21 protein-coding genes and 1 tRNA gene are annotated in these 26,957 nt (G+C 65.2%); 9 read left to right on the top strand and 13 right to left on the bottom strand.

From position 1 onward, the window contains the following. Positions 1-53: 53 nt before the first annotated feature. A complete protein-coding gene (locus tag A9974_RS13490; protein WP_183004647.1) occupies positions 54-836 on the bottom strand; it encodes an AraC family transcriptional regulator in 783 nt (260 codons plus the stop codon). Between the two features lie 107 nt (positions 837-943). Here A9974_RS13490 and A9974_RS13485 point away from each other — a divergent pair, with 107 nt between their 5' ends. The 5 genes from A9974_RS13485 to A9974_RS13465 all read left to right on the top strand — a co-directional run bounded on the left by A9974_RS13485 (position 944) and on the right by A9974_RS13465 (position 5,356). Beyond that, positions 944-1,384: a transcriptional repressor gene (locus tag A9974_RS13485; protein ID WP_183004646.1), complete on the top strand. Its 441-nt coding sequence runs from the start codon at positions 944-946 to the stop codon at positions 1,382-1,384. Further along, a complete protein-coding gene (locus A9974_RS13480) occupies positions 1,381-1,800 on the top strand; it encodes a hypothetical protein (RefSeq protein ID WP_183004644.1) in 420 nt (139 codons plus the stop codon). The genes A9974_RS13485 and A9974_RS13480 overlap by 4 nt, the downstream gene beginning before the upstream one ends. A gap of 418 nt (positions 1,801-2,218) precedes the next feature. Further along, the gene (locus A9974_RS13475) at positions 2,219-3,130 is read left to right on the top strand and encodes a LysR family transcriptional regulator (protein ID WP_183004642.1); all 912 of its coding nucleotides are present in this window, start codon (positions 2,219-2,221) and stop codon (positions 3,128-3,130) included. A 151-nt stretch (positions 3,131-3,281) separates the two neighbouring features. Beyond that, positions 3,282-4,898: a methyl-accepting chemotaxis protein gene (locus A9974_RS13470; protein WP_183004640.1), complete on the top strand. Its 1,617-nt coding sequence runs from the start codon at positions 3,282-3,284 to the stop codon at positions 4,896-4,898. 170 nt (positions 4,899-5,068) lie between these two features. Next, positions 5,069-5,356 carry an MSHA biogenesis protein MshH gene (locus tag A9974_RS13465; protein WP_183004638.1) on the top strand — a complete coding sequence of 96 codons (288 nt, stop codon included), beginning with the start codon at positions 5,069-5,071 and terminating at the stop codon, positions 5,354-5,356. A 64-nt stretch (positions 5,357-5,420) separates the two neighbouring features. Here A9974_RS13465 and A9974_RS13460 read toward each other — a convergent pair whose 3' ends face one another. From A9974_RS13460 to A9974_RS13450, 3 genes are all read right to left on the bottom strand, one after another. Then, positions 5,421-6,269: a pirin family protein gene (locus A9974_RS13460; RefSeq protein ID WP_183004636.1), complete on the bottom strand. Its 849-nt coding sequence runs from the start codon at positions 6,267-6,269 to the stop codon at positions 5,421-5,423. A 36-nt stretch (positions 6,270-6,305) separates the two neighbouring features. Further along, positions 6,306-8,720 (bottom strand): autotransporter outer membrane beta-barrel domain-containing protein, encoded by a 2,415-nt coding sequence (locus A9974_RS13455; RefSeq protein WP_183004634.1) that lies wholly within the window; start codon positions 8,718-8,720, stop codon positions 6,306-6,308. An 876-nt stretch (positions 8,721-9,596) separates the two neighbouring features. Continuing rightward, positions 9,597-10,058, bottom strand: a complete 462-nt coding sequence (locus A9974_RS13450) for a GyrI-like domain-containing protein (protein WP_183004632.1) — start codon at positions 10,056-10,058, stop codon at positions 9,597-9,599. Between the two features lie 180 nt (positions 10,059-10,238). Between A9974_RS13450 and A9974_RS13445 the strand changes: the two genes are divergently transcribed. After that, on the top strand, positions 10,239-10,538 hold the full coding sequence (locus A9974_RS13445) for a hypothetical protein (RefSeq protein ID WP_183004631.1): 300 nt from the start codon (positions 10,239-10,241) through the stop codon (positions 10,536-10,538). A 205-nt stretch (positions 10,539-10,743) separates the two neighbouring features. After that, entirely contained in the window at positions 10,744-13,026 is a 2,283-nt protein-coding gene (locus A9974_RS13440) for an autotransporter domain-containing protein (protein WP_183004629.1), read from the top strand. Positions 13,027-13,063: 37 nt separating this feature from the next. On the opposite strand, the gene A9974_RS13435 is transcribed toward A9974_RS13440, so the two are convergent. The 7 genes from A9974_RS13435 to mnmD form a co-directional block, all read right to left on the bottom strand. Continuing rightward, entirely contained in the window at positions 13,064-14,305 is a 1,242-nt protein-coding gene (locus A9974_RS13435; RefSeq protein WP_183004627.1) for a hypothetical protein, read from the bottom strand. A gap of 150 nt (positions 14,306-14,455) precedes the next feature. Further along, positions 14,456-14,531, bottom strand: a tRNA-Lys gene (locus tag A9974_RS13430). Positions 14,532-14,745: 214 nt separating this feature from the next. Next, positions 14,746-15,543 (bottom strand): MetQ/NlpA family ABC transporter substrate-binding protein, encoded by a 798-nt coding sequence (locus A9974_RS13425; RefSeq protein ID WP_183004625.1) that lies wholly within the window; start codon positions 15,541-15,543, stop codon positions 14,746-14,748. 49 nt (positions 15,544-15,592) lie between these two features. Beyond that, positions 15,593-16,246 (bottom strand): methionine ABC transporter permease, encoded by a 654-nt coding sequence (locus tag A9974_RS13420; protein WP_006392981.1) that lies wholly within the window; start codon positions 16,244-16,246, stop codon positions 15,593-15,595. Further along, complete coding sequence (locus A9974_RS13415; protein ID WP_183004623.1) at positions 16,203-17,291, bottom strand: methionine ABC transporter ATP-binding protein; 1,089 nt, start codon at positions 17,289-17,291, stop codon at positions 16,203-16,205. Before A9974_RS13415 ends, A9974_RS13420 begins: the two co-directional genes overlap by 44 nt. A gap of 173 nt (positions 17,292-17,464) precedes the next feature. Further along, positions 17,465-19,690 (bottom strand): glycoside hydrolase family 31 protein, encoded by a 2,226-nt coding sequence (locus tag A9974_RS13410; RefSeq protein WP_183004621.1) that lies wholly within the window; start codon positions 19,688-19,690, stop codon positions 17,465-17,467. A gap of 270 nt (positions 19,691-19,960) precedes the next feature. Continuing rightward, complete coding sequence (mnmD, locus tag A9974_RS13405) at positions 19,961-21,832, bottom strand: tRNA (5-methylaminomethyl-2-thiouridine)(34)-methyltransferase MnmD (RefSeq protein WP_183004619.1); 1,872 nt, start codon at positions 21,830-21,832, stop codon at positions 19,961-19,963. 142 nt (positions 21,833-21,974) lie between these two features. Between mnmD and A9974_RS13400 the strand changes: the two genes are divergently transcribed. Continuing rightward, a complete protein-coding gene (locus A9974_RS13400) occupies positions 21,975-22,850 on the top strand; it encodes an inositol monophosphatase family protein (protein WP_183004617.1) in 876 nt (291 codons plus the stop codon). Positions 22,851-22,892: 42 nt separating this feature from the next. On the opposite strand, the gene A9974_RS13395 is transcribed toward A9974_RS13400, so the two are convergent. Beyond that, the gene (locus A9974_RS13395) at positions 22,893-24,605 is read right to left on the bottom strand and encodes an AMP-binding protein (protein WP_183004615.1); all 1,713 of its coding nucleotides are present in this window, start codon (positions 24,603-24,605) and stop codon (positions 22,893-22,895) included. Between the two features lie 76 nt (positions 24,606-24,681). On the opposite strand from A9974_RS13395, the gene A9974_RS13390 reads away from it, so the two are divergent. Next, complete coding sequence (locus A9974_RS13390; RefSeq protein WP_183004613.1) at positions 24,682-25,875, top strand: M20 aminoacylase family protein; 1,194 nt, start codon at positions 24,682-24,684, stop codon at positions 25,873-25,875. Between the two features lie 4 nt (positions 25,876-25,879). On the opposite strand, the gene A9974_RS13385 is transcribed toward A9974_RS13390, so the two are convergent. Next, a complete protein-coding gene (locus tag A9974_RS13385; RefSeq protein ID WP_183004611.1) occupies positions 25,880-26,773 on the bottom strand; it encodes a LysR family transcriptional regulator in 894 nt (297 codons plus the stop codon). Positions 26,774-26,957 lie beyond the last annotated feature (184 nt).

Genomic DNA, 26,957 nt, shown 5'->3' with positions numbered 1-26,957 from the left:
AAGATCCGCAGATCTGTCGGAAAAAAGTGAAGATCCGTAAAGGCTGGAGCGGGCTATTCCCGGCCGGCCAGATAGCGGGTGGGCGTCATGCCGAAGGCGGCGCGGAAGCTGCCGATGAACGCGCTGGTGCTCTCGTAGCCGACCGACAACGCCACCTCGGTCACCGAACCGCCGCTGCACAGCATTTCCAGGCCGCGCAGCAGGCGCGCCTGCTGGCGCCATTGGCCCAACGTGACGCCGGTTTCCTGGCGGAAACGGCGCATCAGCGTGCGCGACGACATGTTCAGGCGCTGGGCCCATTCGTCGATGCCGGAGGTGTCGTCCGGCGTGCCCAGCAACGAATTGGCCAGGTCCTGCAGCCGCGGATCATCCGGCATGGGCAGCAGCAGGGGCACGTGCTCGCGCTGCTCGATCTCGGCCAGCAGCACATCGAACAACTGCTCGAGATAGGCGTCGGACAGCGCGCCGGCCGGCGTGTTGGTGAAACGCTCGATCAACGCGTCGATCAGCTTGGACGACGGCCACGAGCGGCAGTGCGCCGGCAGCCGGTGGCAGGCATCGGCCCGCACATACAGGAAGGACCCGCGCGCCTCGCCGAACCAGCGCGCGGCGTGCGACACCCCGGGCGGGATCCAGCCCAGGCTGCCCGGCAGCACCGTCCACACCTGGGTGCCCGACTGCACCATCACCAGCCCTTCGTGGACGAGCACCAGCATGCCCTCGTTATGGACATGGTCGGGAACGGAGATGCCTTTGGATTCCCGGCGATGCCGCATGCTGAAAGGCGTCAGCAGGACGTCGGGCAAGGCGTGGTGGACCACGGTCACTTGGAACATGGTTGGCAGATTTGAGCTACAGGTTGACGGATTCCCGTTAGCGGGTTCATTTGAAAATGTACATCATTCTCATCATTCGGGCATCGGCCCCGGAACGGAGAATCAACATGGACCACACCCGGTTGCGCGTGGCGGGCATCAAAGCCACTTTCCCGCGCCTGAAGATCCTGGACGTCTTCCACCAGCATGCGGACCAGCACATGAGCGCGGCGGACATCTACCGCAACCTCATCTCGGAACACAGCAGCATCGGCCTGGCGACGGTTTATCGCGTCATCACGCAACTTGAGGACGCCGGCGTGCTCAAACGGACTCAGCTCGACACTCACTCGACCGTGTACGAGCTGAATGACAAGGGACACCACGACCACCTGGTCTGCCGGCATTGCGGCCGGATCCAGGAATCCAGCGATCCCGCGATGGCGCAACAGGTGAGCAAGATCGCCAGGCAATGCGGTTTTGCGCTGGATTCCTACAGCCTGGTGCTTTACGGCGGCTGCGGCTGCCGCAAGGATGCGCCCGCCCCTTACATCGGAGAATTCGAATGAACCGCGATCAGTTTTTCTTCCACGACCTGTCCCAATTCCCCATCGTGACCGCCAAGCACGGCAGCGCGCCGGCCGGCTATTCCGCCAGCTGGATCCGCGAAATGGAGATGCTGGTCGATAACCCGCAGACCTTCGTCATGGTGGTGCCGGACATGCGCCAGGAAGCCAGCCACGATGACCGCAAGGCGATGATCGAATGGCAGACCAGCAACATGCCTCGCCTGAAGGCGCGCTGCCGCGCGTTCATCGCGGTCGAACGCGATGCCGGCGCGCTGGACAAGATCCGCAAGCGCGGCGAAAAGATGGCGCGCGCGTTCGGCATGCCCTTTTTGGCCGTGGCCACGCCCCACGAGGCGGTGCAGTGCGCACGGGAACTGTTGGGCCACGCGGGCCCGGGCGGCTTCGTGGTGGACTGAACCGCCGGCCCCTTCCGCCCATTTTCAAGCGCGCCTTCGGGCGCGCTTTTTTTTCGTCTCAAGCCCTCGTGTCGCCGCCAGGTCCAGGCCCTGCGTCTTGTTGCCGAAATTAGAATGCAATATTGATAAATTTGCGATTGTGGCAAAAGGTGTTGCTGGAATAAATTCCACCTCTGGCCCAATCGCCTGTCCCGCAGGCCTCAGGGTTGGCATTCCAGCGCACCGCCCCTCCCCGGAGGGCGCATGCAGGCTGTGCGTGGCGCAACCCGCCATCGCTTCCGCGGTCCGACGCCATTGGCTGGCGCGTTCATAAGACGCCGCGGCGCGACCTCCCCAAGGGCCACCGCCTTCCGCGCACCCTCTTTTAGCGGTTGCCGGCCGCCCGGGCTCGACACTGAGATTTACGGCACTCAAATCAATGAAGCGATTCCAATTCGACAGCACCGCGCTTCGTTACTTTCTCGCCGTCGTCGACACAGGGTCCGTCAATGGCGCCGCCGCGCGGCTGAATGTCGTCAGTTCGGCTGTCAGCCGGCAGATCGCGGGCCTGGAGCAGCGCCTGCACAACCAACTGTTCGAGCGCCACCCCAAGGGCATGCGAGTGACCGAAGTGGGCCGGATCCTGGCCGACCACGCGCGCCGGGTGGAAGCCGACGCCGCCCGCACCTATGCCGAGATCGACGGCCAGAACGGCCGCTACACCCAGACCGTGAAAATCGCGGGCGCCCCAGGTTTTGCCGCCTGCGCCCTGCCGCGCAAGTTCGCCGCCTTCCAGGCCGAACACCCTTCGATCCGCTTCAACCTGCACATTCTGGATGCCGGGCTGGTGGCCGAACGGGTCCGTTCGGCCCAGGCCGACATCGGCGTCACCTACAGCCATTCGGCGGAAAAGGACATCGCCGTCATCTACTCGCATCCGGCCGAGATCGTGGCCGTGATGCGCCCTGGCCACCCGCTGGCCGCCTGCGAATCCCTGCACATTACCCAATTGCCGGCGTATCCGCTGGCCTTGCCCGAAGGCGGCAGCGCCCTGCGCCAGGTGCTGGACATGGCCTGCAGCCTGTACAACATCACCCTGTCGCCGGCGTTCACGTCCAACCTGCCGGACGCCGCCTACCAGTATGTGCTGACCGGCGACGCCGTCACCCTGTGCGCCCGCCTGACCGCCGCCGACCACCTGGAAACCGGGCGGCTGATCTGCCGCCCGATCAACGACGCGCTGCTCAACGCCGGCCAGTTGCAATTCCAGACGCACGCCTCGCGCCCCTTGTCGGACGCCGCCCACCGCTTCCTGCGCTACATCCGCAGCGACGCACCGCAGCTGTTCTAGCGGTATACCCGGGGGGCGTTGCCGAAACCAGAACGCCCCCCTGAAAAATGATCAATTGTTAAATATGTAATTCAAATTTACAGTCAGCCCGGATTTTCCGAGACCACGCTTTGACGGGTCAGCCCCAAGACACACACAGGAGCCTCCCAACATGCTGAAGAACCTGAAGATACGTACCGGCCTGTTGGCCGTCCTGGCCATCTTCGTCCTGGCGCTGGCGGTCGCCACGAGCATGGGCTGGCTGTACGCGCGGGCCGCCGATCTGGCGGTGGACGACCTGAGCTCCGTCTCCACGGAACAGACGCGGCCGCTCTACGAAACCCAGACGCTGCTGCTGCGCAGCCGGCTGACCCTGGTGGCCGCCTACCTGGACATCGTTTCCGGCAAGGGCTCGCAAGCCCAGGCCAGCATCAACCAGGCCACCCAATACCTGCAAGATGCCCGCAAGCGCTTTGCCGTCTACCAGCGCGTGCCCAAGAACACCGAGGCCGGCATGAAGCTGGCCAGCGATCTGGACAGCGTCTTCACCGCCTACGTGCGCAGCATCGAAGCGCTGGAACAGACCTTGCAAAAGCAATCGGCCGACGCCTATGCCCTTGCCGTGGTCGACACCCGGACCGCCGACGCCCGCTTCGCCGAACGCGTCAACACCTTCCTGGAACACACCGAGCGGCGCGCCGACGAGATCAATGCCGCGTCCGACCAACGCTACGACCGGGCCGAGCTGTCCACCATCATCATGCTGGCGCTGGCCGCCGCGCTGGCGATCGGTTGCTGGCGCTTCATCAGCCGCCAGGTGCTGCAGCCCCTGAAAGACGCCGCCGTGCACTTTGATCGCATCGCCTCCGGCGACCTGACCCAGCGCGTGGCGGTGAACTCCGACAACGAGATCGGCGTGCTCTTTACCGCTTTGAAGCGCATGCAGGAAAGCCTGACCCGCACCGTCAGCGAAGTGCGCCGCAGCGTCAATGAAATCAACACCGGCGCCGCCGAGATCTCGTCGGGCAACGCCAACCTGTCCTCGCGTACCGAAGAGCAGGCCGCCTCGCTCGAGGAAACTGCCGCCTCCATGGAGGAACTGGCCACCGCGGTCAAGCAGAACACCGAGCACGCCCACCAGGCCAACAGCCTGGCGGCCGAAAGCCGCGGCGTCGCCCTGCGCGGCGGCCAGGCCGTCAGCCAGGTGGTACAGACCATGACCCGCATCTCGGAAAGCTCCAAGCGCATCGCCGAGATCGTCTCGGTGATCGACGGCATCGCCTTCCAGACCAACATCCTGGCCTTGAACGCGGCGGTCGAAGCCGCCCGGGCCGGCGAGCAGGGCAAGGGCTTCGCGGTGGTGGCCGGCGAAGTGCGCAGCCTGGCGCAGCGCAGCGCCCAGGCGGCCCGCGAAGTGAAGGACCTGATCGAGCAGTCGTCCAGCAACGTCGACAGCGGCGCCGACCAGGTCCGCGCGGCCGGCGACACCATGCAGGAGATCGTGGCCTCGGTGCAGCGCGTCACCCAGATCATGGCCGAAATCACCGAAGCCTCGACCGAGCAGTCCATCGGCATCGACCAGATCAACCGCGCCGTGACCCAGATGGACGATGTCACCCAGCAGAACGCGTCCCTGGTCGAAGAAGCCGCCGCGGCGGCCGCCTCGCTGGAAGACCAGGCCAAGCGCCTGGCGGCCACCGCGGCGTTCTTCAAGCTGCCCGCCGAAACCGTCATCGACGTCACGCCTCAGGCCATCGCCGCGCCGCTACGCCCGGCCTACGCGGCCTGAGGCCAGGACGAATCCCAGGCAGGCGAGGCCGACACGGCCCGCCGGGCGTCGCCGCGCCGGGTAATGCGCCGTGGCCATTTAAGAGTCCGGCCGCCGGGCCGTTGTCCCTAAAGTAAGGCCCTGCAAGCGCGCTTGCACCGGGCCTCCCTTTGACCTCGAGCCCCCGACGCATGAGCCGCGCCCTTGCCTGTCATTTTTGCCTCTCAACGCTGGCGCAAGGCGCGCCCCTGCTGGAAAACAACGGCTCGGCCATCTGCAAGCCCTGTGTCGATGCCTTCTCGGCCGAATTCGCCGAACGGGCCTGGACCATGGCGTCGTCGCTGGACGAACAGCTGGATGTGCTGCTGGCCGAAAGCAAGCGCGCCCTGGAACAAAGCGCGACCCTGGCCGAACGCGCCCGCTGCTGCGGCCTGAGCCTGACCGAACTGTCGGCCATGCCGCCGCGCACGCTGTCCTGACCGGGAGAAAGGGCGCGCCGGCGGGGCAGGCCGGTGTGCGACTGACCTGCGCCAGCAACCGCGTTCAGGCGCCAAACGCCCCGCTGCGAAAATCCTGATAGGCCTGCGCGATCTGTTCGGCCGTGTTCATCACGAAAGGACCGCGGGCCACGACCGGCTCTCGTAGCGGCAAGCCGCCCGCCAGAAATACACGCATACCCGCGCTGCCGCTGGACATCAAAATGCCGGAGGGATCGCCGGTTTCCGGCCGGGCCATCCAGACCACCTGCCCCGCCTGCACGGGTTGCTTGTCCGGCCCGACCGTGCCCTCGCCCTCGAGGATATGGAGAAAGACGTTGTAGTCGCCGGGGATCTGCTCTTCGTAGCCTCGTCCGGGCTGCATGCGGATGTCCAGCACCGTCACCTTGGCATAGTTGAGCGTGGGCGCCACGACGCCGCCCGATACGCCAGAAAAAACCCGGATATCCACGCCGTCGAGTTGACGTCGTGGCATGTCGCTGCCGATCAGATCCTGGTAGCGCGGTTCGACCATCTTGTCCGCCGCGGGCAGATTCACCCACAACTGCAGCAGGTGCACAGTCTCTTTCGCGACGGGCACTTCATTATGCAAAATGCCCCTGCCGGCGGTCATCCACTGTGCATCGCCTGGCTGGATCACCCCGCCATTGCCGTGGTTGTCGACATGCTCGAGGTGCCCTTCGAGTACGAAGGTTACGGTTTCCATGCCGCGGTGCGGGTGTGTATCGAAGACGCCCTTCGGGAACCAGTCTTCGGCCATCAGCAGAAACGGATCGTTGAACGCCCAATCCCCGGGGGCGATCAGCTGGCGCGCACAATGCAACGCGTTGATGCCCTGATGGATCGACGGATTGTCGATGCGACGAACCGAGCGTTGGATGTTTTCGGCGTACATAAAAGACTCCCTGTGAAATGCCCATCGGTGGCGGATTTACCAGTGATAGCCCACGTTCAACATACCGCCGTAGCTGCTGCCGCTGCTATGGCTGGCCTGGCCGAACACATTGCCCGACACCTTCACCGCGCGGCCGATGTACCCTTCGGCCCCCAGCTTGAGCTCCAGGCGGTTGCGCGATTCCTTGGCGTCAAACACATTGCTGCCCATCTTCACCGACGGGTTGCTGAAGCGATGCAGCCAATTCGCTTCCAGGAACGGGCGCACGACCGGCGCACCCGCCGTGGCCTGCGGATACACGCGCACGCCCAGCCGGGAGTCCAGCGCATCGTTGTCGCCGCTGCGCATGCGCGTGCCTTGCAGCGTCGCGTCCTGCGCGTCATAGCGGCTATAGGTCAGTTGCGCGTGCGGCTGCACCACCACCGTCCCCAGCATCGAACCGGGTGCGAACGGCGTCATCGCATAGCCGGCTTCCAGCGACGTGCTGATGACGGTCGAACGGTAACGCGCCGAGCCCAGCTCGCTATTCACCTGGTTGTTGTAGCGGCTCCATTGCAGCCAGGTATCGGCGTAGGCGCCCAGGCGCGTCGCGTCGTTCTGGTAGTAGGTGCCATACAGGCCCACCGAGTAACCGGACAGCTTGCCGTCGGTACGCGCATGCGCGGCCGCCCCATTGGGACGCATCAGCGTCGCGGTCGAGCGCACCCGGGCATCGCCATAACCGCCCATCAGGCCGGCATACACCGCGCCGTTCTGGCCCAGGTCTGCCTTGATCAGGTCCGCGCCCAGCTGCACGATGGCGCTGTCCGTGGTGATGTTCACCCGCCCTTGCGACATGCCCTGGCCGCTATCGCGTCGCCCCTGCACCCGCGTCCACACACCGCGCTCGCGCCCGGCGCCGTCCTGCCCCGCGTAGCCGGGCACGCGGTCCTGCTGGCTGTGGCTGAACAAGCGCATGCCCGCGGTCTGGATTCCGCTGTAGGCGCCGCTTTCCGGGGAGACGTTCCGGCCGGAGAACAGCACGTCTTCGGACGTCAGATACCAGTCCTGCGCCTCGCCGCCATTCCCGCCGCGCACCAGCGCGTAGTCATACCCGTTCAGGGACAGCATATCGGCGCTGGCGCGATAGCCCGTGGAGCCGGCATCCAGGCGAAACGCGTCCGCGCCGGTCGTGCCGCCATTGACCGCCTGCACCACGCGGATGCCTTGTCGCGTCCGGCCGCCCTCGCCATCCGCGTTGATCACGCGCAGCGACGTCGAACCCGACGCCGTGCCGCCATCGACGACCAGCTTGTCGGTGGGCGAGGCGTCATCGCCCAGGCGCGTATTCAGCACCAGCGTGCCGCCGCCCACGTAGTTGTTCACGGTCAGCGTCTTGAAACCGCTACCGCCGCCCGGCGCCACGAACGCAACGGTGCCGGCGTTGTTCAGCGTGCCCAGGCGGGAGTCGCCACGCACGTTCCAGGTGCTGGAGCCGTCCACGGCAACGTCGCTGACGCTGCCCGCGCCGCGCTGGACCACCGCGCCGGTCAGCGTCGACCCGCTCTTGAGCTGCACGCTGGCAGTGCCTTCTTCGACCAGCACGTCGCCGTTCAACGTCGAGCCGGCCGCGTCCAGAGTGACCTGCTCGCTCTTGAAGCCATCGCGCGAACTCGCCAGCAGCAGCACGCCTTTCCCGATGTCTCGACTAGCCCGGCCAGTAACGGTGGAGTCGGTTACCAGGAAGGTCTGCGCGCCGCGCAGGGTCGCCAAAGCCGCGCCATCCGCGGTGGTGATTTCGCTGCCGTTGCTGATCTTCGTTTCGGTCAGGCCCTGGCTGTCCGCCGGGCCGCTATGGCTCAGCACGCCAATGGCACCCTGGCCCGTGGCCGTGATCCGGGTGCCGTCCAGCGTGACCTGGGACTGGTTGCCCACCGCAACCCCCACCGCGTTGGCGCCGGTTGTATTCACCCTGGAAGACGTCACAGTGAGCACGCCGCCGTCGAATTCCCCGCCTGCCTGCAGGCCGATTGCCTTGTTACCGGCAAGGATGATGTCAACATCCGTCAAGGTGGCAGTGGACATGGAGGAAGTCAGCTGATCGCGAGCGCCTACCGAAACGCCGATTGCGCCGTCTTTGGAAGCGGTGACGCTGCCGCGCGTCATATCTAACTTTGCGCCGCTATGCGCGGCCACGGCCGCGAACGCCCCGCCACTGTTGACCACGGTATCGTTCAGCGATACTTCGCCCCGGTTGGACGCCACGACGGCGTAGGTATAGTCGCCCGTTGTCGTAACGCTGCCGCCCGTCATCGTTATCCCGGCATCGCCGTTGACGGAATAGACCCCGAAGGCGAGGTCCCGGGTGGAGGAGGCTCCGGCCCACTGCTCAATCTTGACGTTCACGTTCTCGGCGCTGATGCCACCCGTGGAGCCGATGGAGACCAGGCCATGGCGGCTCTGGGCCGTCACGGTGCCACCCGTCAACGAGATCCAGCCACCGTAGCTCTGGACCGCTGCAGTTTCGCCCCGCCCACTGCTATTAATCGAGATATGGCTATCCGTCAGTACGGCCTTCCCGCCCCCGTCAACGTGTAGACCTATGCTGGTATTGAGGCTGGCTGAGACGACAATTTTGTCCCCGCTAAATTGAGAGTGGGCGCCTGTCACATAAATCGCACTTCCGGCGCCGTTGGACGAAACCGTGTCGCCTTCATCGAGGACCAGGTTGGGCTGGGAGTCATTTACCGTGATTTGTCCTCGCTCGGCGGCCATGGCGGGAGCGGCCAGAGCAGCAAGCAAAGCGAGCATGATGGGATTCAGAGTGGTGCGCATCGCTGGTTCCTTGCCTCTCGAACCAGACACATGCAAATCCCGATCAACAGTTCAATGGACCACGCCACAACCCTTGAAACGTCCTTTGCCCTGTGTTCTGCGGAGGCTTTAGTTGTTTGAAGAAGCATAAGAATGGCTTCTCGCCCAGCCGCAAAGAATTAGAAGTTTCCGAAACATGTAACGATTTGGACGAAAGCCCCGCGACAACCTGATCGCCTCATCCACGGCGCGTCACCGCTGCGCCGCTTTCCGTTAAGGACGGTTCGTCAGGACACGCGCTTGCGCCGGACTGCACCGCCAGCAATCGTGCCGCACCCGTTGTTCAGGAAAGCCGGGCTGCCCGGGCCGCATGTCGAAAAAAAGCCCATCGCTCACGGGATGGGCCTTTCTCGTTTCCAGAGGCTGTTCGGCGCCTTGATGAACCACCGCTCGGAATCATGGTGTTCAACGCATTTGAAACGGCGTGCTGCCCGGTTCCGCCACAGCATTGCTGAATCAGCGGCACCAGACCCGCTATTTCAATTGCATGAAAATACGCGCGCTCAGCAGTTCGGGCGGCGTGCCCGCATCGTGCAGATACTGCTCGAACAGCGGAAAATCCGCAGGTTCCCTGCCGCTGGCCGGCAACCATTCCGCGAACAGCCACTGATAGGCGTTGATCACTTCGTCCGCGGGCCCCGAGTAGTCCAGGATGGCGTACTGCCCCGCGGGAATCTCAAAGCGCTGCAGCGCATCCCCCAGATCCGCCCCAGGCGCGACACTCATGCCCACCACGGCACGCAGTTCGGCCACCGGAACCTCTTCAGGATCGTCAAAATAAACGCCATAGCCCAGGGCATTTTTGCCGGCCAGGCCCCGCTCGGTGGCCAGCGCCATGGCGCGTTCGAAAACCGGGCCGATTTCCTGATAGCAGCCTTGGTGAGGCAGCACGGCAAGGGTGGTTCCTGAGAAAAATTCAATGTTGATGGGATACAAGCGTCGCTCCTGAACGTGAGAGCCGTACCGGGCTGGACGGCTTCTCCACGAGCAATCTACGTGCCCCCTCTCTCAAAGCGCCATTGGAAAATTCTAATTTTTGAGTCCGATGCGTAAGCGCCCAGGTCAAGTGGCCATTGGTTGGTAGACGATCGGAATCAGCCATCGATCGGCAATTGCATGAACCTGTTCGAGGTTGACCAACAGGTGCGCCCTTCGGTGCGACAAGTGCGATTGAACCGCTCGCCGGGTGAGCACTTCCGCATTGCAGACCGCACGACCGGGCATGAATCGATTGAACCGATGCAGGAAGACCTCGATGCCTGTCTGCGCCACTACCACCACGAGCAGCCGCGTCAAGTAGTCCGGGGGATGGAAGGCAAAACTCGGGCGCAGATGCTTGATGCCGGACCCTGGAGCCTGGCGTTTTTTTTAACAGCGGCTATCTCGCTTTCATCCATAGAGGGCGGATTGGGGTAAACCTCCTCAGACGATTCCGGATTTTTTCTACCACGGATTATCTCTTTTTTCCGGTGATAGATTGAAAAAACACTCGCTGAATTCGTTTTCATTCACTGTTTTAAAACAAGATTTCAAACACGATTTGATTCACCGATCGACTACGTGAATCGCAAACAGAGTTTGAACTCGGCGCGTGTGGATACAAAAACAACAGGAGACTCCCATGACCGGATTCAAGTTTAGTAGCGCTTTACTTCCAGCCACCGCGCTGGCCGCCTGCCTGGCAATCAGCCCCATCGCAACGGCTTCGCCCTATGACGAAATTGTCTTCTTCGGCGATTCACTGACTGACAATGGCTCCATGACTTCCCGCGCTTTCAAGGGCAGCGACATTCTTGCGCCGGGTGGAGTTCCGCTCCCGGAATATCTGACCAAAAACGCCGCACAGATTATCAAGCTTCAGCTCAATGGCTTCGCAGATGCCGGAGCAAAGTTAATTCCCCAGCTATTGGATGTTTGGCAACCGGATCCGAACGATATACTACAGGCCGCGGCTAAGGCGTTCCTACCCAATCTGATCGGCAAGAATATGCCCACGCTCTTACCCAAGCTCAAGGATGAACTATCAAAGTACGTCCTCTCCAACCTCGCGCCGGTCGTCGTGCCTGTCGTTACCAAGGTCGCCGCCGACCTTCCCATCTCGACGCTGGCCGATGCCGCGCAGAACATCCGCATCCAGCCGGCAAACACCACCAACCCTGACCCGACCTGGGCCTATCATCTGGCGAGAGCGCTGGAGGGGGACAACACGATCGCCTGGAAAACCGCCCTGGATGGCGGCAACAATTACGCGCGAAGCGGTGCCCGCAGCGTCGAAGGGGTCAGATTCGAGATCCCCGGCACCGACGTTCTTACGGGCGGCGCGGGCCCGCTCTATCTAGTGATTCCCTCCGTCAGAAGCCAGGTGTCCGCTTTCTTGCAACGGCCTTCCGGCCCAAGCCGCAATGGCCTGTACACGGTCTGGGCCGGCGCAAACGATTTGCTGGTGACGCTGCTGGAGCACAAATCGGCGCTGTCGGCGCCCGCGACGCAAGCCGCGGCTGCCCAGCAGGTACTCTCGATCTCCGACCTGACCGCGGTCGATGTCGCCAGCCAAATCCGGCGACTGGGAGACGCGGGCGCCGGCACCATCCTCGCCCTCAACATGCCCGACATCGGCCACACCCCGCGGGCGCTCGAATCTCCCGAGCAAGGGCGCCAGCTCATGAGCTACATGACATCGCGCTTCAACGACACGCTCAACGGCGAACTGGCGGACTATCGCGGCAACCTGGCCTTGCTGGATGTCCATGCCATGCTGAATGAAGTGATTGCCAAGCCTGACCGCTACCGGCTGCGCAACGTCACTCAAGCGGCATGCGGCAAGACCAGTGCGCAACGCTGCGATCGCGCGTCGTTGGCGGCGCCGGACGCCAACCGCAGCTACTTGTTCGCGGACGGCATCCATCCCTCCGGATTCGGCCACGAACTCATCGCCGATTACGCCCTGTCGGTGCTGCAGGCGCCGGCCCGGATCGGCCTGTTGGCAGAGGCGCCGCTTGCCGGCACGCGCAGCGGCTTGCGCGTGATCCAGGATCGCCTGCAAAACCGCGACAGCTCATCCGCGGTGCAAACGTATGCCTCGTACCAACACGCCAGCGACCGCCAACGTGATGACGGCATCTGGAAACCCGGTCTGGGCAACCAGATGGACCTTCTTGCCATGGGCGTGGACGGTGGTGTCGGCCAGCACTGGACACTGGGTGTCAATGCCGCACAAATCCAGCACCGTGCCACGCTGGGCCAGGATGCTGGGTCGTTCCGTCTGGGCCAGACGCAGATGTCCGCGTATGCGCGCTATCGCCTGGGCGATTGGTCGACCGGCTTGATTGGCAGCGCCGGCTACCTGAGCTATCGCAGCGTTTCGCGTGATTTTTCCATCGGCCCCGCCCGCCTGCGCGAGGAAGGCTCGACCACCGGCATGGCGTCGGCCTTGTCCATGCTGACCCAGTATGACTGGGACGCGGGCATATTCACCCTGACGCCATCGGTTGGCGCCACGTTGCAGAACGTCAGTGTGCGGGGCTACAACGAATCGCGCGATGGCGGACGCACAGCAACCAGCATGAACTATCGCGAGCAACAACGACGTTCGCTGGTTTCCACGCTGGGGCTGCGCCTGCAGGCCGACCTGCGGCAAGGCGACTATCTGTGGCAACCCTACGGCGGCCTGGCCTGGGAACATGAGTTCAACCGCGACACCCGCGAGGTTCGCGCGCACGTGCGTGACATGGCCGGCAGCTTCGCCCAGGCCATGCCGCTGGCGCCCGCCGATACGCTGTTGGCGACGGCGGGGCTGGGCTTCTCACACGGCACTGCCTGGAGCGGCCAGATCGGCTACTACGGCCGCTACGGCAGCGCCACGCAATCGCAGGCGGTCCAGGCGACCGTGGCATACCGATTCTGATTTTGTCAGGGCGAGCGCCTGGGAGGAGCTTGCCCGTCTACTCGCTCACCAGATAGGCCTGACCGCCCGGCTTCAGATAAGGCCGCAAGTCCTGAAAGGGCACTGTGGCGTGCGGCCCAAGGCAAACACCCATGGCATGGCCGATGCCCGACACCGACAACACCAGTTCACCAGGCGACGCCACGCTCAAGGCCAGATAGCTGGGCCAGACGTCCGAGCAGCCTTCCAGCGATTCGCCGTCGGCCGCGCCCTTGGCGTCTTGCGCGGCCAGCGGCGCCCGTGCTTTTTCCATCAGCGCCAGCAAGGCCGGGCTTGCGGTGCGCAGGCCGTCATCAACGGGCACATAGGCGTCGAAAATGCGGTTCCAATCCAGGTATTCGCCACGCAGCAGATCAAAGGTGTAGGGATCGAAATGATTGTCCGGATGCGCACCGCCGCAGTACAGGCTGCCGGACTCGGTCACGGTCATCAACGCCGTCGACAACCAGTCGACCGTGATGTTCTCGTCGTCATAGCTGCCCAGCGTGCCCGCCGCCGGATTGCCGTCGGTGTAGATCATGGCCATGCACCCCAATGCCGCCAGGTTCATCTGCCAATGGCGTTGTTCCAGCAGATGGTTGATGCGTAGCAGCACCTGCGGGTCCGGATGCCGGCTAAGCCGCGGATAACTGAATTTCGTGCGCGGATCACGCCATAGGCGATAGGCCACATTGGCGTTGCCAATGTCGTGCCCGACAGGTACGGCATAGCCCGCCAGCTTCAGCGTTTCATACGGTGCATGCCGCAAGTCGATACCGGCATTGACGTCGATACCGCTGCCTACGCCACCGCTAATCGCATCGGTCACGGCCTGCACGGCATCCGGCGCCAAGGCGCCGGGATCGTACTCGGCGACGCGGCGCAGCTTGAAGCTGCGCGCCTTGCCCGTACGCGCATCGACCCATTTCCCTTCGTAGCCTGCGGCGTCGCGCTTGCCCGACCAGGTGGCGGCCGGCGGCGCCGCGTCCGATTCCGGATCGCCGCCGCTTTCCTTGATCTCGTAATACGTCCTGGGTTCGTTTAGCGCCTGCGGCGTGCCTTTGAGCGGGATGTCGACGCCATGCTTCGGATAGAAATAGCGGCCGCTCACCGTGCCATCGGCCGCGGCTTGACTGTCCAGCTCCATCACCACGTCGCCGGCACCTTGCAGCTTGCCCGCGTACACGATGCGTGACGCAGCATGAACGGGTGTGCCGAGTAGCCCTAGAACAGCCAGGACCAACGCCCATGCTCCGGGCATTGAACGGAAAAGACGGATCACGGTCTGGGGCAAAAGATGCAAGGGTTGCCTGGCCTTCCACTGAACAATGCCCACCCGGCTGGCGTTCTTCCTGGTGCGGCATGAAAAAAGCCCCGGCATCGTGGATGCGGGGCTTTCTGCAAATTGGGTTGGTGGGCTGAGCGAGACTCGAACTCGCGACCAACGGATTAAAAGTCCGCTGCTCTACCGACTGAGCTATCAGCCCGACCGAAGCCAGAAATTATGGCTTATTTCCAGAGCCTTGTCAAAAAATAGAGGCACAGGCGAGTCTGCGCCGCAACAGCGGCAGGGCTACCGCCCCGGGCCGGAGCTCGCAGGCCGCCGCAGGCCACGACCACCGATACAGCGCGGCATTTCCTGCGGGCAATGAAAAACGGCCGCTTGCGCGGCCGTCTGGCATGGTGGGGACTGCCGCTGGCTTACCAGGCAGCGACCACGGCGCCCTTGAACTTGGTCTCGATGAATTGCTTCACCGCCGGGCTGTGGTAGATGCTGACCAGCTTGGCGAACTCGGGGCGGTCCTTGTCCTTTTCACGCACGACCAGCACGTTGGCGTACGGCGAATTGGGCGATTCCTGGGCGATCGCGTCCTTGGCCGGATTCAGGCCGGCTTCCAGCGCAAAGTTCGTGTTCACAGCCGAGGCATCGGTGTCGTCCAGCGAACGCGGCAGTTGGGCGGCGTCCAGTTCGATGAAGCGCAGCTTCTTGGGGTTCTCGATCACGTCGATCGGGGTCGCCTTCAGGCCGGCTTCCGGACGCAGCTTGATCAGCCCGTTGGCCTGCAGCAGCAGCAAGGCGCGGCCGCCGTTGGTCGGGTCGTTCGGCAGCGCGATGCGGGCGCCGTCCTTCAGTTCGGCCAGCGACTTGAACTTCTTGCTGTAGATGCCGATGGGGAAGATCACGGTCTTGGCGATGCTGACCAGCTTGTAGCCGCGATCGGCGTTGGCATTGTCCAGGTAGGGCTGGTGCTGGTAGCTGTTCACGTCCAGATCGCCCGAGGCCAGCGCGACGTTGGGCTGCACGTAGTCGGTGAACTCGATCACCTGGATATTCAGGCCCTGCTTGGCGGCTTCCTGCTTGACCACATCGAAGATCTGGGCGTGCGGGCCGGCGGTCACGCCGACCTTCAGCGGCTTGTCCTGGGCCAGCGCGGGCTGGGCGAATACGGCGGCGCCCAGGGCGAACGCGGCCAGCGACTTCAAAACCTTGATGCTCATGTTGCGAATATCCCGAATGTCGGAAGTAGAAGAAGAATTGCCTGAAAGATCAGCGATGCGAAATGCGGCGCACGTAGCGGTCGCCCAGGCTCTGGATCAGTTGCACCAGCACGATCAGCACGATGACCACGGCGGCCATCACGTCGGACTGGAAACGCTGGTAGCCGTAGCGGATCGCCAGGTCGCCCAGGCCGCCGCCGCCGATGGCGCCGGCCATGGCCGAATAACCGATCAGGCTGACCACGGTGACGATGGTGGCGGCGATCAGGCCGGGCAGCGCCTCGGGCAAGAGCACCTTCATGATGATCTGCATCGGCGATGCACCCATGGCGCGCGCGGCGGTGATCAGGCCCGGATCGACTTCGCGCATCGCGTTCTCGGCGATACGGGCCATGAACGGAATCGCAGCCACCGACAAGGGCACGATGGCGGCCGTGGTGCCGATGGACGTCTGGGCCACCAGGCGCGTGAACGGAATGATCGCGACCATCAGGATCACGAACGGCACTGAACGCGTGGCGTTGATGACCGCGCCCAGCGCGTGGTTCACCGGCTGGTTCTCCAGCATGTTGCCGCGCGCGGTCACGGTCAGGATCACGCCCAGCGGAATGCCGACCAGCACCGCGATGGCGCTGGCCACACCCACCATCAGCAGGGTGTCAAGCAGCGACGTAATAAGCAGGTCGATCAGTTGCGGGCTCATGAGCGATTTCTTCAACGGTAATGTCACGGGCGGTCAGGGCGGCAATCGCGTCCTTGACCGCGGCGGGGGTGCCTTGCGCCAGCACGAACATCGTGCCCACGGCCACGCCCTGGATGTCTTCGACGCGGGCCTGTACCAGGCCGACGTCCAGCGCGTATTGCGTCGACAGGTCGGACAGGAACGAGCCCGACGCGTCGGTGCCGGTCAGCGCCAGGCGCAGCAGGCGCACGGCGTGGCCCGGCTTGGCGGCGGCCAGCGTCTCGATGCGCTGCTTCACCGCGGCCAGCGTGGCGTCGGTCAGGTCCGAGGCGGTCGCGGCCGACACCATGGCGCGGGTCACTTCGTGGCGCGGCTGCGCGAACACTTCGCGCGTGCTGCCCATTTCGACGACTTCGCCTTGCGACAGCACGGCCACGCGGTCGCAGACCTCGCGCACCACTTCCATCTGGTGCGTGATCATCACGACGGTCACGCCGGTCTTGCGGTTGATGTCGCGCAAGAGCGCCAGGATGTTGTGGGTAGTTTCGGGGTCCAGCGCGGACGTGGCTTCGTCGCTGAGCAGCACGTCCGGGTTGTTGGCCAGCGCGCGCGCAATGCCCACGCGTTGCTTCTGGCCGCCGCTGATCTGGCTGGGATAACGGTCGCGCAGATGCTCCAGGCCCACCAAGGCCAGCAGGCGTTCGACGCGCGCCGGAATCTCGCTCTTGGGCACGCCGGCGATTTCAAGCGGCAGCGCCACGTTGCCGTACACCGTGCGGCGCGACAGCAGGTTGAAGCCCTGGAACACCATGCCGATGCGGCGGCGCTGGGCGCGCAGTTGCGCTTCATTCAGGCCGGTCAGTTGCTGGCCGCCGATGGCAATGGAGCCTTCGTTGGGGCGTTCAAGCAGGTTGATGCACTGGACCAGCGTGCTTTTACCGGCCCCGCTGGGGCCGATGATGCCGAAGACCTCGCCCTGCTGGATATGCAGGTTGATACCCCGCAGCGCCTGGAACTGGCCATGCGGCGTGGCATAGGTCTTGGATAGGTTCTCGATCTGAATCATGGCAAGCGATTTTGTATCTTTTCTCTTCTAAAGAGAACGACCGTTTTTTCCATTTTTAATAACTAACAGTAATATAAAATTCGTCCGCGCAAAGACGTAAAGGGCAGTCGGGAAGGAAAGCCTTCCTGACTGCCCTTTTTTCGCGCGTGGCCGCCTTGGCGGCCACGTCGGGATCAGCGAGCGCGCGAGATACGGACTTCCGCGCCGCGGCGCTTGACCTCCAAGCCCTCGGACGGCGAAATGCGCAAGCCTTCCAGCCCCTTGATGTAGCTGGAGCCTTGCATCTGCATGACGCGGATCTTGTTGCGCATGACCACCGGGTTATGCACCGGCATGCCGAACATCCAGACCTCGTCCAGGATGCGCGCCGAGTTGAACTCGCCCGTGTGCTGCGCGGCCGGCCCCAGGCACAGCATGTGCCCTTCGCGGCCGAACACCGGGAACTGGCCCAGTTCGCAGTCGATGGTCCAGGTGGTGCCGCCTTCGTAGCGATGGCCGGTGTTCAGGTCCCACCAGGCGTCGCCCTTGGGCAGGTACACCCGCACCTGCTTGCCCGGCTCGGTAACCGGCGCCACCAGCAGGGCCGGGCCCAGCAGGTATTGCAGGTCCCATTCGTGGGCGTGCGGGTCATTCGGGAACGACAGCGCCATGGACCGCTGCACCGGCAAGCCGGTACGCGCGGCATCCTCGATGGCGCCCAGCACATAGGGCACCAGGCGATAGCGCCACTGCATCCAGGTCTTGACGTGGGCCAGGGTCTCGTCGTCGAAGTCCCAAGGCATCAGGCCGGCAACGCCCTGGAAGGAGAAGTTCGCCGAGAACACGCCCGCGGCCAGCCAGCGCAGATACAGCTCGGGCGTCATGCCGGCCGTGGGGCGCGAGCCGGAGCCGATGCCATGCACCTGCACGGGCAGGCCCGAAGCGCCGATGGACAAGGCCGTGCGCAGCGTATGGCGCAGCCCTTCCCAGGTGTTGTCGACCTGCGGACCCACCTGCCACGGCAAGCGCTGCGCGGCCGGGAACAGATCGGTGCTGGGCACCACGCCTTCGGGCGGCACCTTCAGGCCGGCGACGGCGTCGAACAGCGCGCGGCGCACCAGCAGCGGATACATGCTGCGCAGCGCCGGGCCGGTTTCACCATTGCGGGCGTTCACGCCGTCGGGAATCGAGATCTGGGCGTCGCAGGCAGGCGCGTCCAGGCCGTCTTCGATCAGTTGACGATGACGCTCGACCCACTGGTTGTAGATATCGCGATAGGTCAGATCCAGCAGGCCGTAGGGCTGGCCTGAGGTGGCGGCGTTGCCGTCGAACACCTGCGCCGAACCGTCGTCCTTGGCCAACAGCCAGCCGCGGTCTTCGAGTTCCTCGAACAGCGGGCTGGACTTGATCACGCCCGGGAAGCCCGAGGCGGCCACGTGCACGTTGTGCTTGTGGAACAGCGCCAGCATCTGCTTGGCGTCGGGGAAGCGCTGGGCGTCCCATTCGAAGACGGCCTTGTCGGACTGGAAGCCCCAGGCCGCCGGCTGCGCCAGCGTCACGGCGTCGACCGGGATCTGGTTTTCGCGCATGCGCGCCACCAGCGCCACGGTTTGCGTCGGCATTTCGCCGCTGGCCTGCTGCAGCCATGCACCCATCGCCCACAGCACCGGCTGGCCGGCCCGGCCGGTCAATGCGGTGTATTGGTTCAGGATTTCGGCGGGCTCGCCGGCGAACAGGAAAACGTCCAGCACCGCGTCGTCGACGTTGACGACGTAGGCCGAACCGGCCGGCGCCACGCCCACCGAGTGCTCGACCCGGCGCATCGTGTTGACGTACACGCCCCAGCCGCGCGGGCTCCATGCCAGCGGCAAGGCGCGATGCTCGGGGTCGTCGGACACGACGGATTCGTCGCGGCGGTTGAGGTCGCCCGGGGTTTCGCCCAGGCCGTAGACGCGTTCGTCCGGCAGCAGGGTGAAACCCGCCGTCCAGACTGCGTCGTCGGCCTGGTCCAGCGCGTTGTGCCCAAATGCGGGCGTATGCGCGGAAACCTCGGACTCGAACACGCGTGCGTCATTGCGATACAACGCAATCCGCACGGGGTTGGATTGGATCTCCAGGGCGACGTCGCCCTGGGTAATGCGCCAACCGTCACCGCCTTCGCGTGGCGCGACGGCGGCCTCGCCCACGGCCTCTTGGCGCGCGAGCAGCATCTCGGCCACGGCGCGCGCACGCGCGCCGGGCTTGTCATCGGTAAGGTGGTTCGCCTCGCCGCAGCGCAGGCGAAAAACACCAGGCGCATGCGCCTCGACTACCAGGTGCAACCCATCGCCCGCGTCGAAATCGATGCGACTGGGGCGGGACGTCAGCAGCTCGATGTTGTCGAGCTGGGTAGTATGGGCAAAGTCGAACTTGGGCGGCACAGAGCATCCCCCGGCTTAAGCCAAAAACCATCAAAAGACGCTATTTTGACGGATTTGAGCTTTGAAATAAACTCGGTCCCTCGTTTGGATGGCGATATCATCCAAAAAAGGGGTCACAAAGCCCCCCGCCAACGCCTACCCGGCCTATCACCGGTGCGCCGCCGGAACGCCAAGTTTGCGCGCAAAGCGGGCTATTTGGCGCCAAATCCTGGCATTTCCTGCAATTCTACGCCACCCCGCGCCGCCGCCCCCGGGCGCCTGAAGTTTTTTTCAGCGTGGAAAAATAAGTTGTGCCAAGTCGTTTTCAAGCGGTGACGGTTCACCGCAAAGACGCGCCGCGATCAGATCGCCCATCAGCGCCGACCAGGACAGTCCCCGCGACGCGTAACCGGCGGCCAGCCACAGGCCCGGCGCATGGGGCAGCTCCCCCACCGCGGGCAGACGCCCCGGCAATACCGCCCGCCAGCCCGCCCAGCCCGGCAAGCTGCCCGGTGCCAGGGCCTCGAACTTTGGCAACGCGCCCCCCAGCAAACCGGCGGCCTTGTCCAGTGTGATGCGCTGGCCCTCGGCGCCGATATCGGCCTGCGTGGCGCCATGCACATAGGTGCTGCCCGCCACGCAACCCGCGCCGGTGTCCGGTAATAGATAGCCTTCGCCACCCACCACGCAGCGCGGGCCGCCGCCCAACGCGGCGGCAGGAATCAGGGTCACCTCGCCGGCCAGCGCATGCATCTGGGCAACCCGCGGCAATGGTTCCAGCAAACGGCTGGCCTCCAGCACGCCGCGTGCGCCAAAGGCATTGGCCAGCACCACGGTCCCGGCCCGCGTCAATTCCGCGCCGGCGGCATCCAGCACCCGCCAGCCCGCCACATCGGCCGCGACTTGCGCAACCTTGCCGGGCACAACCCGCACCCCGGGCGTTGCCAGCAGCGCCGGGATCAACCGGTCCGGCTGCACCAGCATGCCCTGCCCGAAAAACACGCCGCCCCGCGCCAGCGGCAGGCCGGCCAGGACGCTGGCCTCGTCACGATTGACCTCGCGCACCCAGTCGCGGGGAAATGCCAACGTTGCCAGCGTGCCGGCCAACGCCGCCGCCCGGCCTTCATCGCGCTCCAGTTGCACCGTGCCGCAGACCGTGGGCGCGGCGCCCGGGCCAAGCGCCGCCCAGCGCGCCTGCGCCCGTGCACTGCCGGCGCGTGACAAGCGCGCACGCGCGTTGTCGTCGCGCGCCAGCACGGGTGTCAGCGCCGCCGCCGTATGGCCCGCGTGCGCGGCCACGCCCTGCGCCAACCCGGCATCCAGCACGGTGACGCGCCAGCCGCGCAGCGCCAGCGACTGCGCAATGCCGGCGCCCGCCAGCCCCGCGCCCACCACCACGGCATGCCGGGCGTCGTCGGCCATCGCGGGCGCCGCGGCGGCAGCCCCCGGCGCGGCGGATGCCACCGTCATATGCCACTTGCCGCCATAGCCTGGCGCCCGGCGCGCCTCGAACCCCGCCTCTTGCAACGCCCGCCGCAATTCACCGGTGCACGCCCAGGTGGCCAGCGTGGCGCCGGGCGCGGCCAGGCGGGCCAGGGCCTTGAGCAGCGGCGCCTGCCACATCTGCGGATTGCGCTCCGGCGCGAAACCGTCCAGGAAGTAAGCGTCCACCCTGGCCGACAGCCGCGGCGCCAGCACCTGCGCGTCGCCGAAGCCTAAGGTCAGCGTCACGGCGCCGCCATCGAATTCCAGGCGATGCAGGCCGGGCAGCAGCGGCGGCCATTGCGCCGCCAGTTGCCCGGCCAATTGCGCCAAGGGCTCGGGCGCATACCGCGCCAGCAACGCCGCCAGATCCGGGCGCCCGAACGGCTGCGCTTCCAGCGACACCACATGCAGCGTGCGCGATCTCTGCGGATCGTCGCGCCAGGCGCGCCACAGCGCCAAAAAGTTCAAACCGAGGCCGAATCCCGTCTCGCACACCGTGAACGCGCCGCGTCCGCGCCAGCGTTCCGGCAAGCCGTTGCCGCGCAGGAACACGTGGTCGGCCTGCCCCAAGGCGCCGGACGGCGAGTGATACACATCGCCATAGACCGGACTGTAAAGCCGGCCTTGCGCATCGAATTCAACGGCGGCGGGGATCAGGGGAACATAGGACGAAGACATGGAAACCAGCGAATCGGACGGATATCGGAAAGAAGGGATTATCGGACGGTGCGGCGGCCTGCGTTGGATGGACGCCACGGAAACGGTCCGCTTTACGCGCGCCGCCACGGATTTGACGCATACCTGGGCTTACACTCATTTCATGGAAACCTATGATCAGCCCCGCTCGCTGGCTTCGCCCATTGACCTGTGCGCCGCGATCGACGCCGCGGTCACGGCGGCGCATGCCGGTGCAGCCATCCTGCAATCCTACGCGCACCACCGCGCGGACCTCGTGATCGACCGCAAGGCGCGCAACGATCTCGTGTCCCAGGCCGACCGCGAAGCAGAGGCCGTCATTATCCAAGCGCTGCAGGCCCGCACGCCCAAGTTCGGCATCGTCGCCGAAGAAACCGGCGGCCAGGCCCAAGGTACCGCCACCTGGTATATCGACCCGCTGGACGGCACCACCAACTTCCTGCACGACATCCCCCACTACGCCGTCTCGATCGCCCTGATCGCGCACGCGGGCGCCGCCGTCTCGGCCGACGAGCGCCTGGCCGTCGACACGCCCGTCGTCGGCGTGGTCTACGACCCCTGCCGCGAAGAACTCTTTACCGCCGTGTACGGGTTGGGCGCCTGGCTCAACGGCCGCCGCATCACCTGCTCGCGTACCCGCACGCTCGAAGACTCGGTGCTGGCCACCGGCTTCCCGTTCCGCGACTTCTCTTTCGCGGGCCAATACATGCCGATGCTGCATGACGCCATCAACCGCGCCCGCGGCGTGCGGCGCATGGGCGCCGCCGCGCTGGACCTGGCCTGGACCGCCTGCGGCCGTTACGACGGCTATTGGGAAATGGGGCTGGCCCCCTGGGACGTGGCCGCCGGCACGCTGATCGTGCGCGAAGCGGGCGGCGCTTGCAGCGACATGCACCGCGCCGACTCCTGGCCGATCGGCGGGCGGGTGGTGGCGGGCAATCCGGCCATCGAGCGCGCCCTGCACGACATGATCGCCCCCCACCTGGACCAGCCGAGCTGACACCCGGCCTCAGGCCCAGCCGTACCCGCCGCCTGATATGAATCAGGCGGTCTGGCCCTGCGGGGCCGCGGCCTTGGCGGCCGCCTCGGCATCAGGACGCAGCTCGCGGCGCAAGATCTTGCCGACATTACTCTTGGGCAGTTCGTTGCGGAACTCCACGAAGCGCGGCCGCTTGTAGCCGGTCAGCTTGTCCTTGCACCATGCCTGTACGTCGGCCTCGGTCAGCGCCGAGTCTTTCTTCACCACGAACACCTTCACGGCCTCGCCCGAATGCTCGTCCGGGACGCCGATGGCCGCGCATTCCAGCACGCCCGGCATCTGCGCCACCGCGGCTTCGACTTCGTTCGGGTACACCTTGAAGCCGGACACCGTGATCATGTCCTTCTTGCGGTCGACGATGCGGGTATAGCCCTTGTCATCCATGATGCCGATATCGCCCGTGCGGAAAAAACCGTCGGCGGTCATGGCATGGCGGGTTTCCTCCGGCTTTTGCCAGTAGCCCACCATGACCTGCGGCCCGCGGATCGCGACCTCGCCGCGCTCGCCCAGCGGCACTTCGTTGCCGGCATCGTCCAGGATCGCGACATAGGTGGACGGCAAGGGCAGGCCGATCGAGCCCGAATACGACGTGGCGTTGGTCGGATTGGCGGTCGCCACCGGCGAGGTTTCGGACAAGCCATAGCCTTCGATCAACGGCCGGCCGGTGATTTTCAACCAGCGCTCGGCCACCACCTGCTGCACCGCCATGCCGCCGCCCAGCGACAGCCGCAACTCGGAAAAGTCCAGCTTGGCAAAATCCTCGTTGTGCACCAGTGCGTTAAACAGCGTATTGACGCCTGGAAACACGGTAATCGGGTGCTTGCGCCACGCGGCAATCAACGACGGCTGGTCGCGCGGGTTGATGATCAACACGTTGCGCATGCCCGCATACAAGCCATACAGACCGGCCACCGTCATGGCGAAAACGTGATAGAGCGGCAAGGCGCTCAGGACGGTCATCTGGCGCGCCGCCACATCATGCAGCGCGGGCGCGGCCACGACCTCCATCTGCAGCACATTGGCGGTCAGGTTGCGGTGCGACAGCATCGCCCCCTTTGGCACGCCGGTGGTGCCGCCGGTGTATTGCAGCACCGCCAGGTCGTCCATCGAAATGGCCGGCGCGGCGAACGGCAGCGCGGCGCCCTGGCTCAACACCTTGGGCAGCATTAGCGCGCCGTCGATGCGCCAGGCGGGCACCAGCTTCTTGACGTAGCGGGCCGCCAGATTGACCAGCGGCGCCTTCAGCCCGCCCAGCAGGTCACCGGGGCCGGTCACCACGACGTGCTTGAGCTGGCCGCGGTCGGTCACGCTTTGCAGCGTGTGCGCGAAGTTCTCGAGAATCACGATGACGGACGCGCCGCTGTCCAGCAACTGGCGCTGCAGTTCGTCGGGGGTGTACAGCGGATTGACGTTGACCACCGCATGGCCGGCGCGCAGCGTGCCCAGCATGGCGACCAGGTAGGCCGGCACATTGGGCATCATCAGCGCGACCCGCGACCCCTTGGGCAGCGCCAGGCTCTGCAGCCAGCCGGCGAACGCGCGGGCATGCGCATCCAGTTGCGCGAAGGTGATGTCACTGCCCATGGCGGTGCAGGCGACCCGATCCGCGTACTGCTTGCAGGCCCGGTCCAGCAAGTCAGTCAGCGACGTATAGCCGTCGGTGGAGATATCGGCGGGAACCCCTTGCGGGTAATGGGCAAGCCACGGACGGTTCATGGTGTTTGTCTCCATTAAACTGGTTTTTGATTGATGATAACCTTGTTGCGTTCCCAAATTCCGCCCGATCCCTCCCATGAAACTGCTCGAACCCATCGTCGCCTGGCACAACGATATCTCCCAGATCCGACGCGACATCCACGCGCATCCCGAATTGGCGTTCGAAGAATTCCGCACGGCGGACGTGGTGGCGGCCAAGCTCGAGGAATGGGGGATCGAGATCCACCGCGGCCTGGGCGGCACCGGCGTCGTTGGCATCATCCGCGGCAACCTGCCCGGCGATCGCGCCGTCGGCCTGCGCGCCGACATGGACGCCCTGCCCATGCAGGAAGCCAACACCTTCGACCACGCCAGCAAGCACGACGGCAAGATGCACGCCTGCGGCCACGACGGCCACACCGCCATGCTGCTGGCCGGGGCGCGCTATCTGTCGCAGCACCGCGACTTCGCCGGCACGGTCTATGTGATCTTCCAGCCCGCCGAAGAAGGCGGTGGCGGCGCCAAGCGCATGATCGACGACGGCCTGTTCACCCGCTTCCCCATGGAAGCCGTGTTCGGCATGCACAACTGGCCCGGCATGAAGCCCGGCCAGTTCGGCGTGACCGCCGGCCCCATCATGGCCTCAAGCAACGAATTCTCCATCGTGATCAAGGGCAAGGGCACCCACGCCGGCATGCCCAACCTGGGCATCGACCCGGTCATGGCCGCGGTGCAGTTGGCGCAGTCGCTGCAGACCATCATCACGCGCAACCGCAATCCGCTGGACGCCGCGGTGCTGAGCATCACCCAGATCCACGCGGGCAGCGCCGACAACGTCGTGCCCAACCACGCCGAACTGCGCGGCACGGTGCGTACCTTCACGCTGGACGTGCTGGACCTGATCGAACGCCGTATGGAAGAGATCTCGCGCCACACCTGCGCGGCCATGGATTGCGATGTGCAGTTCACCTTCCAGCGCAACTACCCGCCCACCATCAACCACCCCGAAGAAGCCGCGTTCTGTGCCGACGTCATGCGCGACATCGTCGGCGACGACATGGTCAACGACCACGTCCAACCCACCATGGGCGCCGAAGACTTCGCCTTCATGCTGCAGGAACTGCCGGGCGCCTACGTCTGGATCGGCAACGGCAGCGGCGACCACCGCGCCACCGGCCACGGCCTGGGCCCCTGCATGCTGCACAACGGCAGCTACGATTTCAACGACGAACTGCTGCCGCTGGGCGGCACCTACTGGGTGCAGCTGGCGCTCAAGCGTCTGGCCAAGTAATGCGCTAGACCGGTTGCCCCGCGCCCACCGCCAGGCACATCGCCAGGAAGCGCTGGGCGGCGCGGGCAGCGGCATCCGCATGTGGCACCAGGATGCTCAGGGTGCGTGTCAGCGGCCGAGGCAACAGCCGCAATGCCGCCAGCGCGCCGTCTTCGTGCCGCATCGACATCGCCGACACGAAGCCCACCCCCAGGCCGGCGCGCACGGCCTGCTTTACGCCTTCCACCCCCGCCAGCTCCAGCCCTACCGACGGGGTCAGCCCCGCATCGGCGAAGGCGCGCTCGACCAGCCGCCGCACGCCTGACCCCGGTTCGCGCATCACCAGCGGCGAGGCCCCCAGGTCCCGCAACGTCACCGCCCCCTTGCCCGCCAAGGCATGGTCGGCCCGCACGATCGCCACCACTTCATCTTGCCGCCAGGCGTACACCGCGGTGTCGGCGGGCAGGCCTGCCGGCACGTCGCCTTCAATGAAGGCCAGATCCAGCGCGGGCAGGCGCTCGACGATTTCCCGGGTATTGCCGTCGGACAGGTGCAGGCTGACCGCCGGAAAGGCATGGCGAAAGTCCGCCACCAGCGCGGGCAGCAGATAGCTGGCCGGCGTGGTGCTGGCCCCCAGCCGCAACGCGCCGGTTTCCAGCCCGCGCCAGGATTCGCGCACGGCCTGGGCCTGGCGGTACACCTGGCGCAATTGGCGCGCCTGTTCGGCTACCCGCTCGCCGGCTTCGGTCAGGGCGATGCCATGGCCGCTGCGACGGTACAGCGGTTCGCCAAACCACTCCTGCAAAGCGCGCAACTGGCCCGACACCGCCGGCTGCGACAGATGCAGCGCTTGCGCGGCGCGGCTGATGTTGCCGGCGTCGGCCACGGCAGCGAAGGTAAGCAGTTGGTCAGGAGTCATGGGCGCCGGGCTGGAGCGGCGATCGTGTGCCGCATAAATATCAGAATTTCTGATATTTCATATTGAAAATAAAGATTTTTCAAATAGTAGGCCTGAAATTAATATTTCGCCTAGTTATTTAGATATACCCAAAGGCCCGCCATGAGCTCCGCCACCAGTACCACCGCCCCGCTCTCTCCCGCCC

This window comes from Achromobacter sp. UMC71 (assembly GCF_014170305.1).
GTDB lineage: Bacteria > Pseudomonadota > Gammaproteobacteria > Burkholderiales > Burkholderiaceae_B > Achromobacter.
This window is presented reverse-complemented; position numbering and strand designations above follow the sequence as displayed.